The sequence below is a fragment of the Herbaspirillum sp. FG34 genome (assembly GCF_057809315.1).
The window spans coordinates 249,867-262,811 of sequence record NZ_JBMDJS010000001.1 but is presented as its reverse complement, the minus strand read 5'-3'; the positions used below and the strand labels follow the sequence as shown (position 1 = coordinate 262,811).

9 protein-coding genes are annotated in these 12,945 nt (G+C 63.5%); 5 read left to right on the top strand and 4 right to left on the bottom strand.

Going from position 1 to position 12,945, the window contains the following annotated elements; genetic code table 11:
- Positions 1–3: 3 nt before the first annotated feature.
- Positions 4–420 (bottom strand): hypothetical protein, encoded by a 417-nt coding sequence (locus ACODSZ_RS01145; RefSeq protein WP_157174191.1) that lies wholly within the window; start codon positions 418–420, stop codon positions 4–6.
- Here ACODSZ_RS01145 and ftsH point away from each other — a divergent pair.
- The 4 genes from ftsH to ACODSZ_RS01125 all read left to right on the top strand — a co-directional run bounded on the left by ftsH (position 380) and on the right by ACODSZ_RS01125 (position 5,538).
- Positions 380–2,269, top strand: a complete 1,890-nt coding sequence (gene ftsH, locus ACODSZ_RS01140; RefSeq protein ID WP_008326840.1) for an ATP-dependent zinc metalloprotease FtsH — start codon at positions 380–382, stop codon at positions 2,267–2,269. The genes ACODSZ_RS01145 and ftsH overlap by 41 nt on opposite strands.
- A gap of 245 nt (positions 2,270–2,514) precedes the next feature.
- A complete protein-coding gene (gene folP, locus ACODSZ_RS01135; protein ID WP_175344489.1) occupies positions 2,515–3,363 on the top strand; it encodes a dihydropteroate synthase in 849 nt (282 codons plus the stop codon).
- 122 nt (positions 3,364–3,485) lie between these two features.
- On the top strand, positions 3,486–4,820 hold the full coding sequence (glmM, locus tag ACODSZ_RS01130; RefSeq protein WP_175344490.1) for a phosphoglucosamine mutase: 1,335 nt from the start codon (positions 3,486–3,488) through the stop codon (positions 4,818–4,820).
- Positions 4,821–4,845: 25 nt separating this feature from the next.
- On the top strand, positions 4,846–5,538 hold the full coding sequence (locus tag ACODSZ_RS01125) for a response regulator (RefSeq protein ID WP_488926854.1): 693 nt from the start codon (positions 4,846–4,848) through the stop codon (positions 5,536–5,538).
- Positions 5,539–5,624: 86 nt separating this feature from the next.
- Here the strand turns inward: ACODSZ_RS01125 and ACODSZ_RS01120 are convergent, their stop codons facing one another.
- From ACODSZ_RS01120 to ACODSZ_RS01110, 3 genes are all read right to left on the bottom strand, one after another.
- Positions 5,625–6,926, bottom strand: coding sequence for a c-type cytochrome (locus tag ACODSZ_RS01120; RefSeq protein WP_488926853.1), 1,302 nt, complete (start codon positions 6,924–6,926; stop codon positions 5,625–5,627).
- The gene (locus tag ACODSZ_RS01115; protein ID WP_175344493.1) at positions 6,923–7,657 is read right to left on the bottom strand and encodes a c-type cytochrome; all 735 of its coding nucleotides are present in this window, start codon (positions 7,655–7,657) and stop codon (positions 6,923–6,925) included. Before ACODSZ_RS01115 ends, ACODSZ_RS01120 begins: the two co-directional genes overlap by 4 nt.
- Positions 7,658–8,202: 545 nt before the next feature.
- Entirely contained in the window at positions 8,203–10,689 is a 2,487-nt protein-coding gene (locus tag ACODSZ_RS01110) for a penicillin-binding protein 1A (RefSeq protein WP_175344494.1), read from the bottom strand.
- Positions 10,690–11,014: 325 nt separating this feature from the next.
- On the opposite strand from ACODSZ_RS01110, the gene ACODSZ_RS01105 reads away from it, so the two are divergent.
- Positions 11,015–12,934: an ATP-binding cassette domain-containing protein gene (locus tag ACODSZ_RS01105; RefSeq protein ID WP_175344495.1), complete on the top strand. Its 1,920-nt coding sequence runs from the start codon at positions 11,015–11,017 to the stop codon at positions 12,932–12,934.
- The last annotated feature ends 11 nt before the right edge of the window (positions 12,935–12,945 follow it).

Genomic DNA, 12,945 nt, shown 5'->3' with positions numbered 1-12,945 from the left:
CGGTTAAAGTTGATTCAAAACCGGTTCGTCATCCGCAATCCAGCGCAAAATCTGCTGTAAAACCGGCGATTTAGTGAATTTTCCCGCCTTGTTTTGCCCGATTTCAGCCTTATATCGATTTCTGGAAATCGTTAGTCTGTCTGAATCGGTGACAAACTTGGCGACAAACAGGTCTTCCCCGCCCGTCTTCAAGCTGATGACGGAATGGCAAAGAAATGAGCCTGCAGCCTGGTGCGACGCGTTGTTGTGCGTTGCGCGATGGCACAGCAGGGCGGGGCGAGGCTGGTCGGACGGCGGTTTTCCGTGTAAGGGTGGTTGAATCCGGGTAAAATCGGACGATACAAAGGCAACGTGGCGCGCAGGCGTCGGAGGAGTTCCAGTGAACAATATGTTTTCCAAGGCTGCCATCTGGGTAGTCATCGCGCTCGTGCTGTTTATGGTGTTCAAACAGTTCGACAGCCGCAGCATGGCGACCAATGCCAAGCCGATCGCGTATTCGGACTTCATCTCCGAGGTCAAGGCCGGACACATCAAGGACGCGACCATCGAGGATCGCAACATCATCGCCACCACTCAGGACGGCACCAAGGTCAAGACCGCGACCACCATCCTGGATCGCGGCCTGGTCGGCGACCTGTTGAACAATGGCGTGAAGTTCGACGTGCGCCAGCCGGAAGAGCAGTCCTTCCTGTCGCAAATCTTCATTTCCTGGTTCCCGATGCTGCTGTTGATCGGCGTCTGGATCTTCTTCATGCGCCAGATGCAGGGCGGCGGCAAGGGCGGTGCGTTCTCCTTCGGCAAGTCCAAGGCGCGCATGCTGGATGAAAACAGCAACTCCGTCACCTTCGCGGACGTCGCCGGTTGCGACGAAGCCAAGGAAGAAGTCCAGGAGCTGGTCGAATTCCTGCGTGACCCGACCAAGTTCCAGAAGCTGGGCGGCCGCATCCCCCACGGTGTGTTGATGGTCGGCCCCCCGGGTACCGGTAAAACCCTGCTGGCCCGTGCCATCGCCGGCGAAGCCAAGGTGCCGTTCTTCACCATTTCGGGTTCGGACTTCGTGGAAATGTTCGTCGGCGTGGGCGCATCGCGTGTGCGTGACATGTTCGAGAACGCCAAGAAGCATGCTCCCTGCATCATCTTCATCGACGAAATCGACGCCGTCGGTCGCCATCGTGGTGCCGGCATGGGCGGCGGCAACGACGAACGCGAACAGACCCTGAACCAGATGCTGGTGGAGATGGACGGTTTCGAAGCCAACTCCGGCGTCATCGTCATCGCCGCTACCAACCGCGCCGACGTGCTGGACAAGGCGCTGCTGCGTCCGGGCCGTTTCGACCGCCAGGTGATGGTCGGCCTGCCCGACATCCGTGGCCGCGAACAGATCCTCTATGTGCACATGCGCAAGGTGCCCATCGCCCCGGACGTCAAGGCCGACATCCTGGCCCGTGGTACCCCCGGTTTCTCCGGTGCCGACCTGGCCAACCTGGTCAACGAAGCCGCCCTGTTCGCTGCGCGCCGCAACAAGCGCCTGGTGGAAATGCAGGACTTCGAAGATGCCAAGGACAAGATCGTCATGGGTCCGGAACGCAAGTCGGCCGTGATGCGCGAGGAAGAGCGCCGCAACACCGCCTACCACGAGTCCGGCCACGCCGTCGTCGCCAAGCTGCTGCCCAAGGCCGATCCGGTCCACAAGGTCACCATCATGCCGCGTGGCTACGCCCTGGGCCTGACCTGGCAGCTGCCGGAGCATGACCGCGTGAACATGTACAAGGACAAGATGCTGGAAGAGATCTCTATCCTCTTCGGTGGTCGTATCGCTGAAGAAATCTTCATGCACCAGATGTCCACCGGCGCTTCCAACGACTTCGAGCGCGCTACCAAGCTGGCTCGCGCCATGGTTACCCGTTACGGCATGTCCGTGACCTTGGGCACCATGGTGTATGAGGATTCGGAGCAGGATGCCTACTTCGGCCGCATGTCCTCCAAGACCGTCTCCGAAGCCACCCAGCAAAAGGTGGATGCTGAAATTCGCAGCATCCTCGACGAGCAATACGCCCTGGCCCGTCGTCTGCTGGAAGAAAACCGCGAGAAGGTCGACGTCATGGCCAAGGCCCTGCTGGAATGGGAAACCCTGGACGCCGATCAGGTCAACGACATCATGAACGGTGACGAACCGCGTCCGCCGCGCAATGGGACTCCCGTCAAGAAGTCGCCGTCGGACGGCAATCGTTCCGGCGACGTCTCGCCCAACGCCACGGCTCCGGCCTGAAGCGTGAAGGCTGCGGCGAACAGCCCGAGCGCCTGAGACCGCAGGTTTGATGAAGGTGAGGAGCGATCCTCACCTTTTTTATTTGGCAGATGAAAAACCGTGCAGTCGATGACGCGCTTGCCGGACAAAAGTATAAAGACGGTCCATCGGCGGTGTATCATGCAGCCGCAGAGCGATGGCAGGCGGCGCAGCCTCCGCAAGGTCGCTACGTCGGACAACTCATCCGCAACACCCACAACAGCAAGATGACGCAAGCATTTCTCAAGTGCGGCAGGTTCCGCCTGCCGGTCCAGCCTGGCCGCCGGCCGCTGGTCATGGGCATTCTCAATGTGACGCCCGATTCCTTCTCCGATGGCGGCCGCCATCACTGCCTGGAGCTGGCCCTGACCCATGCCGAACAGATGATCGCCGACGGGGTCGACATCATCGACATCGGTGGCGAGTCGACCCGTCCCGGCATCGCCCCGCTGTCCTTGCAGGAAGAGCTGGAGCGCGTCATGCCGGTGATCTATGCCCTGCGCGACTGCGGCAAGCCGATCTCGCTGGATACCTACAAGCCCGCCGTCATGCGCGAAGCGCTGGCCGCCGAGGTGGACATCATCAATGACATCAATGGTTTCCGTGCCGAGGGCGCCATCGATGCGGTCAAGGACAGCGAGGCCGGCCTGTGCGTGATGCACATGCAGGGGCAGCCGCAGACCATGCAGCAGGAACCCCGATATGAAGATGTGGTGACCGAGGTCGCCCAATTCCTGCAGACCCAGGTCGACCTCATGCGCGCAGCCGGCATCGGACGTGAACGGATTTGTATCGATCCCGGTTTTGGCTTTGGCAAGACTGTGGAGCATAATCTGGCTTTGCTCAAGAACACGCGCCGACTGATCGACATGCTGGACCTGCCCCTGCTGGCGGGCATGTCGCGCAAGTCGATGATCGGCGCCGTCACCGGCAAGCCGCTGGAACGCCGCATGGCCGGCAGTCTCGGCGCGGCGCTGGCGGCGGCGCAGCAGGGCGCGATGATCATCCGGGTGCATGATGTGGCCGAGACGGTCGATGCACTGGCCATGTGGCAGGCCGGGCGCGCCGATCGGTAGGCACAGTGGCAATGCAGCTTCGGACCTCACCGATCATCAGGCAGCAACCCATCGTCTTCACTGGAGACAGGCCGACGCCTTCGCCCGGCCAGCAAGACATCGACAAGCAATAAAGGATCAACATGGCAGCAAAATATTTCGGCACCGATGGTGTGCGCGGTCGCGTAGGCGTGGCACCCATTACCCCTGATTTCGTCATGCGCCTGGGCTATGCGGCCGGCAAGGTGCTGGCCAAGTCCAAGGATGGCGTGGCGCGTCCCACGGTGCTGATCGGCAAGGACACCCGCATTTCCGGCTACATGCTGGAAGCCGCCCTGGAGGCCGGTTTCGCAGCGGCCGGGGTGGATGTCTGGCTGGCCGGGCCACTGCCGACCCCGGCCGTGGCCTACCTGACCCGCGCCCAGCGCCTGTCGGCCGGCGTGGTGATTTCGGCCTCGCACAATCCCTATCACGACAACGGTATCAAGTTCTTCTCGGCCAAGGGCAACAAGCTGCCCGACCAGGTCGAGGCCGATATCGAAGCCGCCCTGGAGCAGCCCATGGAGTGCGTTCCCTCCGAGAAGCTGGGCAAGGCACGCCGCCTGTCGGATGCGGCCGGCCGCTACATCGAATTCTGCAAGAGCACCTTCCCCAGCGCCATGGACCTGCGTGGCATGCGCCTGGTGGTGGACTGTGCCAACGGCGCGGCCTACAACATCGCCCCGCACGTCTTCCATGAGCTGGGGGCCGAAGTCATCACCATCGGCAATCAGCCCGATGGCCTGAACATCAACGAGGACTGCGGCGCCACCGCGCCCAAGTCGCTGGTAGCCGCGGTGCGTGAATACCGCGCCGACCTGGGCATTGCCCTGGACGGCGACGCCGACCGGCTCATCATGGTCGATGGCCATGGCCGCATCTACAACGGCGATGAACTGCTCTACCTGATGGTCAAGGATCGCCTGGCCACCGGCCCGGTCGATGGTGCAGTTGGTACCCTGATGACCAACATGGCCCTGGAAGTGGCCTTCAAAAAGATGGGCGTGCCCTTCGCGCGCGCCAAGGTGGGCGACCGCTACGTGCTGGAAGTGCTGCAGGAAAAGGGCTGGCTGCTCGGCGGCGAAGGTTCCGGCCACCTGCTGGCGCTGGACAGGCATACCACCGGTGATGGCATCGTCTCGGCGCTGCAGGTCCTGTGTGCCCTGAAGCGCGCCGGCCAGAGCCTGGCGCAGATGACCGGTGACATCACCCTGTTTCCGCAATCGCTGATCAATGTGAAGATTCCGGCCGGCTATGACTGGAAGTCCAACGCCGCCCTGCAAGCCGAGAAGCTTGCGGTGGAAGAGGCGCTGGGCGAGCGCGGCCGCGTGCTGCTGCGACCGTCCGGCACCGAACCGCTGATCCGCGTGATGGTGGAAGCCGAAGAAGCCGAGCTGGCGCGTACCATGGCCCAGCGTATCGCGGCCAAGGTACTCTGATCGAGCCACAGCGAAGCCAAGGAAGATGTCAAAAGAGCTCCCCCACATCCTGATGGTCGAAGACGAACCCAGCATCGCGGAGCTGTTGCGCTTTACGATGCAGGGAGCGGGTTTTGCCACCACCATCGCCACCGACGTGGCCCAGGCCCGCAAGCTGATCGCCGAATCGCTGCCGCACGTGGTGCTGCTGGACTGGATGCTGCCCGACAGTTCCGGTCTGGTGCTGCTGGCGGAGCTGCGGCGCGACCAGCGTACGGCGGCGCTGCCGGTCATCATGCTCACCGCCAAGGGCATGGAAGAAGACAAGGTCAAGGGCTTGAACGAGGGCGCGGATGACTACGTGACCAAGCCGTTCTCGCCCAAGGAACTGGTGGCACGGGTGCAGGCCCTGCTGCGTCGCAAGACGCCCGAGATCGGCAGTCAGGCACTGCGCTACGGCGACATCAGCATCGACGTCGATCGCCGCCAGGTGGCCGTGGCGGGCAGGTCGGTGGCGCTGGATCAGGCCGAGTTCAAGCTGCTGCGCTATCTGGTGGCGCATCCGGAGCGCATCTTTTCACGCGCCCAGTTGCTCGACAGGGTCTGGGGAGACCACACCTTCATCGAGGAGCGCACGGTCGATGTGCACATCATGCGCCTGCGCAAGTCGCTGGGTGATCTGGCGTACTACGTGCAGACGGTGCGCGGCATGGGCTACAAGCTCAGTACCGAGCACTGACGTCTCTTCATCCAGAATGTGAATGAAAAAGGCGATATCCGGATCGCCTTTTTTTTCGAGCCGGGCCCAGGATGCGCTGCGCAGGATCAATCCAGCGGCACGCTGCGATAGCGGTTCACCTCCGAGGCTGAAACGAAGCCGCTCTGGTTGCCCCAGCTATTGCGCACATAGGAGACCAGTGCGGCCACCTCCTGGTCACTGAGCTGCGGACCGAAGGGCGGCATGCCGAAGGGGTAGGGGTTGCCTGTCGTGGAGGGCGGGAACCCACCATTGAGCACGGCCCGGATGGCATTGACCGGCTCTGGCCCGGCAATGGCATGGTTGCCCGCCAGCGGCGGATAATCCGGTGCGCTGCCCTGGCCACGGCCGCCGTGGCAGTCCACGCACAGACTTCCGTAGAGCTTCTTGCCCTGCTTGAGGATGCGTTCGGCCTCGGCGGGTTCCGGTTGGGCGGCCATGCCATCCTCGGGCAGGGCTTGTGCCGGCAGCGACTTCAGGTAGACCGCCATGGCGCCGATATCCTCATCGTTCAGATACTGCAGGCTGCGCCCGACGATTTCCGACATCGGCCCCAGCGAGGCAGCGCGCGGCGAGACGCCGGTCTTGAGCAGGGCGGCAATGTCCGCCTCGCTCCAGTTGCCCAGGCCATGCTCTGCTCCATGCAGGGGCGGCGCATACCAGTCCAGCCCCGGGATCATGCCCCCGGCCAGTGCCAGCGGCGCAATGCTGGCGCCGGCCCGGTTGCGGGCGCTGTGACAGGCGCTGCAATGGCCAGCCCCTTGCACCAGGTAGGCGCCCCTGTTCCACTGGGCGGAGCGCGCCGGATCAGGCTGGTAAACAGCCGGTGTGAAGAAAAATGCGCGCCACAGGCCCAGCAGCGGCCGCTGGTCGTAGGGGAAGCGCAAATCATGTGAACGATTGGGCTGAACTACGGGAGGCAGGCCGCGCAGCCAGGCGAACAGGGCATCGCTGTCGTCGCGGGTGAGGCGGGTGTAGCTGGTGTAGGGGAAGGCCGGGTAGAGGAAACGGCCATCGCGTCCACGTCCGTGGTGCAGGGCGCGCCAGAAATCGTCGGCGCTCCAGTCGCCCAGGCCGGTGGCCTTGTCCGGCGTGAGATTGGTGGTGTAGAGCGTGCCGAAGGGGGTGGCGATGGGGCGGCCACCGGCATAGGCCGCACCGCCGCGCACCGTATGGCAGGCCATGCAGTTGCCGGCGCGTGCCAGGTATTGCCCCCTGAGTCGCTGCGCCTGCGCATCGGTGACCGGGGTGGCCACACCGGTATCTTCGCTGCGCAGGCTTTGCCAGGCGATTACGCCGGCGGCCAGCGCCACGACCGCCAGCACGCTGCCCAGCAGCATCCCCAGTCCCCGACGCAAGATCTTGTTCATCGTGCCGCTCCTGCGTCGGCAGGACCCGGCGGCATGCTGCCGCAGGCCACCGGGAGTGGCTGGGGCAGGCTGCGCGCCGGGGCATAGTCGGCCGGCACCGGCTGGGAGGACAGCCAGCTGCTGACGGCATTGATGTCTTCCGGACTCAGGGCCCGGGCAATCTTGCCCATGCAGTCCGGTGCGCTGGCAGTGCGCTCGCCATTGCGCCAGGCCCCCAGTTGCGCATTGATATAGTCGTGCGGCAGGCCCAGCAATCCCGGGATGCCCGGCTGTACGCCGCCCAGCCCGACGCCATGGCAGCTGGCGCAGGCAGCAATGCCCTGCCTCGGCTTGCCCTGGCTCACCAGCAGGCGCCCCCGATCCAGTACGGCGGTGCCGGCGTCGGCGGGAACCGGCGGCGGATAGGGCGGATGCTGGTCGGCGAAGAAGGCGGCGATCTGCCGGAGATAATCATCCGAAAGATTGCCCAGCAGGTAATTCATCATCGGATAACGGCGCCGTCCATCACGAAAACTCTGCAGCTGATTGAGCAGGTATCCCTCCGGCTTGCCGGCGATGCGCGGATAGTAGCCATCGGCCGTGGCCCGCCCCTGTTTGCCATGGCAGGCGATGCAGGCGGCCATGCGTTCGGCCATGCCCGGCATCGTACCCGGCTTGTCCGCCGTCGGCTGGGCCATGGCCAGGCCCGCTGCCATCCATGTCCCCAGGGCGGTGACTGCAAGCTTCTTCATATTTATTGTGGGCGAGCGCATCGGCCTATTGTAGTGCAAGGCCGTTGCGGCGCATGGGAAGCTTGCAGCTTTGCAAGGGCGGGCGCAGCGGATACAATAGCGGCCTTGTTGCCCCCGTAGCTCAGTGGATAGAGCGATCCCCTCCTAAGTCAAATTGGGCAGCGGATGCCGAAAGGCGCCGCCTGAATGGAGTCAAAGTCGGTGAACCCTGACAGCGCATGCTTTTGAGCCTGCGGCTGCTGGCAATACCGAGCCAAGCCGGTTTCCTCGGAAGCCGGAAGGTGTAGAGACTAGACGGCTCCGGCCTCCCGATCTTGCTCGCCAGGGCAGGGTCCATGGCCAAGGTATAGTCCAGACTGCAAACATCCGGTCATCTGTATCTGATGGTGGCGAAAGCCATAGCGGTATGAAGGGATAGGTCACACGTTCGATCCGTGTCGGGGGCGCCAGACAAAAGGAAACGGGCACTTCTTCGGAAGTGCCCGTTTGCTTTTGCCGTCCCGCTCCTGAAGTGCCAGGTGCCAGGCCCCAGGCCCGGCCCGGCTTCAATGTCCCTGGTTGGTGTTGTCCATGAAGCGCCGTGCGTTCTCGTTGAGGGGACGGCCCGCCGGTGCGCCCGGTAGCGTGCGCGGGGTGCTGGGGGAGGACCCGGGCAGGTTCGGTGCCGCCTGCGTATTGCCCTGTTGAGCGCCCGGTGCAGCCGGGGTGGAGCTCGGTGTCCAGCCGAAGAAGTTTGACAGGGCATCCACCACTGTCACGCCCACATTGGTCACCAGACCGTTGTTGGGAGTGAAGTTGTCGTAGTAGGGTTCGCCATCGATGAAGCGGATGCCGTCCGGCACCGGCAGGTCGAACTGCGGCACCCCCTTGAGGGCCTTGGCCATGTAGTCGACCCAGATCGGCAGCGCCAGCTGCGCCCCGAATTCCTTGCTGCCCAGGCTCTTGGGCTGGTCGTAACCCATCCAGGCGACGGTCGCCAGGGTGCGCTGATAACCGGCGAACCAGCCATCGACGGCGTCATTGGTGGTGCCGGTCTTGCCGGCCAGGTCGGTGCGGCCGATGCTGTTGCTGCGCGCGCCGGTACCGCTCTGGGCGACCGACTTGAGCATGCTGGTCATCATGTAGCTGTTGCGTTCGGCCACCACGCGCGGCGCGCCATTGCCCACGATCAGCGGATCCGCCTTGGACAGCACCTTGCCGCGCGCATCGGTGATCTGCGAGATCAGGTAGGGCTGGATCTTGTAGCCGCCGTTGGCAAAGACCGAATAGGCCGCCGAGAGCTGTAGCGGGTTGGTCTGGCCCGCGCCCAGCGCCATGGGCAGGTAGGGCGGGACCTTGTCGGCATCGAAGCCGTAGGTGCCGGTGATGAAGTCGCGGGCATAGGGCACGCCGATATAGTCCAGCGTACGGATGGCCACCAGGTTCACCGACTTCTGCAGGGCGGTGCGCACGGTCATGGGGCCGGCCGGGGTTTCGTCATCCTTGGGTTCCCAGTTCGGCTGGCCGGGGCCGGCCGGATAGGAAACCGGGGCATCGTTGACGATGGAGGCCGGGGCAAAACCCTTCTCCAGCGCAGCCGAATAGATGAAGGGCTTGAAGGTCGAGCCCGGTTGGCGCCAGGCTTGGGTGACGTGGTTGAAATTGTTCTGGGTGAAGTCGAAACCACCGACCAGGGCGCGGATGGCGCCATCCTGCGGCACCACCGAGACCAGTGCCGCTTCTACCTGCGGCAACTGCACCACCTGCCAGTTCTGTTTGGCGTCCTGCATCACGCGGATCAACGCGCCGGGGGCGATGCGGATCTCCTTTTTGGCCTTCTCCGACAAGGCCGCAGCGACGAAGCGCAGGGCCTCGCCCTTGATGCTGATCTTGTCGCCGCTGCGCAGCACCGCATCGATCTGCCTGGGGCTGGCGGCCACCACCACGGCGGCCAGGATGTCATCGTTGTCGGGGTGGTCGTCCATCACGTCGTCGATGGCCGCGGCACGATCGTCGGCGTTGGCGGGCAGGGCGATGGTTTCTTCCGGACCGCGATAGCCGTGGCGGCGGTCGTAATCCATCACGCCCTTGCGCACGGCCTGGTAGGCGGCCTGCTGGTCGGCTGCATTGACGGTGGTGTAGACGTTGAAGCCCTGGGTGTAGGTGTCTTCCTTGTACTGCGCGTACACCATCTGGCGCACCATTTCATTGACGTATTCGGCGTGGATGCTGTACTGGCTGCCCGGTGCGCGCACCTTCAGTTCTTCCTTGGAAGCCTTGTCGTACTGGGCCTGGGTGATGAAACCCACTTCCAGCATGCGCTGCAGGATGTACTGCTGGCGGATGTGGGCGCGCTTGGGATTGACGATGGGGTTGTAGGCCGAGGGCGCCTTGGGCAGGCCGGCCAGCATGGCGGCTTCGGCCAGGGTGATGTCCTTGAGGTCCTTGCCGAAGTAGGTGCGGGCGGCGGCGGCGAAGCCGAAGGCGCGCTGGCCCAGGTAGATCTGGTTCATGTAGACCTCCAGGATCTGGTCCTTGGTCAGGGCATGTTCGATCTTGTTGGCCAGCAGCACTTCGTAGAGCTTGCGGGAGAAGGTCTTCTCCTTGGTCAGGAAGACGTTGCGCGCCACCTGCATGGTGATGGTGCTGGCCCCCTGCGAGGCGCTGCCGCGAAGAATGTCGGCCACCAGCGCGCGGGCGATGCCGATCCAGTCGATGCCGCCGTGTTCATAGAAACGGTAGTCCTCGATGGCCAGCACGGCATTCTTCATGTCGGCGGGGATGTCTTCGAGCTTGACCAGGCTGCGTTTTTCTTCACCAAATTCGCCCAGCAAGACCTTGTCTTCGGACCAGATGCGCAGCGGTACCTTGGGGCGGTAGTCGGTGATCAGGTCCAGCGAGGGCAGGCGCGGGTTGATGAAGATCAGTGCATACACCACCAGCAGCGCACCGGCCACACCCAGACCGAGGATGGACAAACCGATGAACTTGGCGATGTTGGGATTGAGGAAGCCGCGCTGGCGGCGCAGGTCTGGCAGAGAGGAAAAAGGCATGGGATGAGCGGGAATCGGAATGCGCTATCTTACCGCATCACGCCGCCAGCCCGGCGGCCCGGCCCTGGGCAATGCTTAACCAGTTGTAACATGGCTCTCGAACGACGGGGAAATTCGAGCTTTTGTCGCTATTTTTCATCAATCCCGTTGCTTTGATGCAAACCGGAGTGATTCTGCGTCCCGCGATGGAGCGTGGCTGCGCTTAAATCAGCATTTCGGCGGCGCAGTCGGTACAATGCCGCTCTTGCGCTTTTTCCCGCATCAAGCGCCTTTGCTTTCATCCTGCGCGGCCCTGGCCGTCGCATTCACGCAGATCACGCACGCTATGGCAGTCATTTCCCTCTCCGACGCACAACTGGCCTTCGGCCACGTCGCCCTCCTGGATCACGCCGAATTCTCGCTGGAGACCGGCGAACGCATCGGCCTGATCGGCCGCAACGGCACCGGCAAGTCCTCGCTGCTCAAGATCATCGCGGGGCGCTCCAAGCTCGATGATGGCCTGCTGGTGATGCAGCAGAACCTGAAAATTGCCTATGTCGATCAAGAGCCGCACTTCCCGGAAGAGATGAGCGTCTTTGACGCCGTGGCCTCGGGCCTGGGCGAGCTGCCGGCGCTACTGGCCGAATATGAAGCCATCACCGGCCAGTTCGGCGGTGACAACGACGATGCCCTGCTGGAGCGCATGCACCAGATCCAGACCGTGCTGGATGCGGCCGATGCCTGGTCCATCGGCAACAAGGTCGAGACCACGCTGGACAAGCTGAACCTGAACCGCGAGGCCCGCATCGGCGAGCTCTCCGGCGGCATGAAGAAGCGCGTGGCGCTGGCCTGCGGGCTGGTGGGCAATCCTGACGTGCTGCTGTTGGACGAACCGACCAACCACCTCGATTTCGGCTCCATTCTCTGGCTGGAAGGACTGCTGCGCGACTTCAAGGGCAGCATCCTCTTCATCACCCACGACCGCAGCTTCCTGGACAACGTCTCCACCCGCATCATCGAACTGGATCGCGGCAAGATTCTGTCCTTCCCCGGCAACTTCACCACCTACCAGGCCCGCAAGGCCGAGCTGCTGGCCAATGAGGAAGTGGAGAATGCCAAGTTCGACAAATTCCTGGCCCAGGAAGAAGTCTGGATCCGCAAGGGCGTGCAAGCCCGCCGCACCCGTGACGAAGGCCGCGTACGCCGTCTGGAAGCCCTGCGCGTGCAGCGCAGCGAGCGCCGCGAACGACAGGGTCAGGTCAAGCTGGAAGTGGGTACCGGTGAGCGTTCCGGCAAGATCGTGGCGGAACTGGAGAATGTGAACAAGGCCTACGGTCCCAAGACCATCGTGCGCGACTTCAGCACCATCCTCATGCGCGGCGACAAGGTCGGGCTGATCGGCCAGAACGGCGCGGGCAAGACCACGCTGTTGAAGCTGATCCTGGGCGAGGAGGCGCCCGACAGCGGCACCGTCAAGCAGGGCACCAAGATGCAGGTGGCGTATTTCGATCAGATGCGCGCGCAATTGAATGAAGAAACCACCCTGGCCGACACCATCGCCCCGGGCAGTGACTGGGTGGAAGTCAACGGCCAGCGCAAGCACGTGATGACCTATCTGTCGGACTTCCTGTTCGCGCCCGAACGCGCGCGCTCGCCGGTGCGCACGCTTTCCGGGGGCGAGCGCAACCGCCTGCTGCTGGCGCGCCTGTTCGCCAAGCCGGCCAATGTGCTGGTGCTGGACGAACCGACCAACGACCTCGACATCGATACGCTCGAACTGCTGGAAGAATTGCTGGAAGAGTATGAAGGCACGGTCTTCCTGGTCAGCCACGACCGCATGTTCCTGGACAACGTGGTCACGCAGGTGATCGCCTCCGAAGGCAATGGCCTCTGGCGTGAATACGTGGGCGGTTACTCCGATTGGGAGCGCCAGCGTCCGGCCCAGTCAACCGCTGCTTCGAAGGCCGCTGCCAAGGCGGCCGACAAGAACGAGGTCAAGGCTGAATCGACCATGGCCGCACCCGCAGCACCGGCGCCGGCCAAGAAGAAGCTGAGCTACAAGGAACAGCGCGAGCTGGAAGAACTGCCCAAACGCATCGCCGCGCTGGAAGCCGAACAGAAGGAACTGTCGGCGAAACTGGCCGATCCGGATCTGTACAAGAAGAGCGCCGATGAAGCCGTCAAGCTGAACCAACGCTTCGCCGAGATCGACGAAGAACTGCTGGTGAGCCTGGAACGCTGGGAAGAAATCGAAGGCAGGCAGTAAGCCCGGCCAAG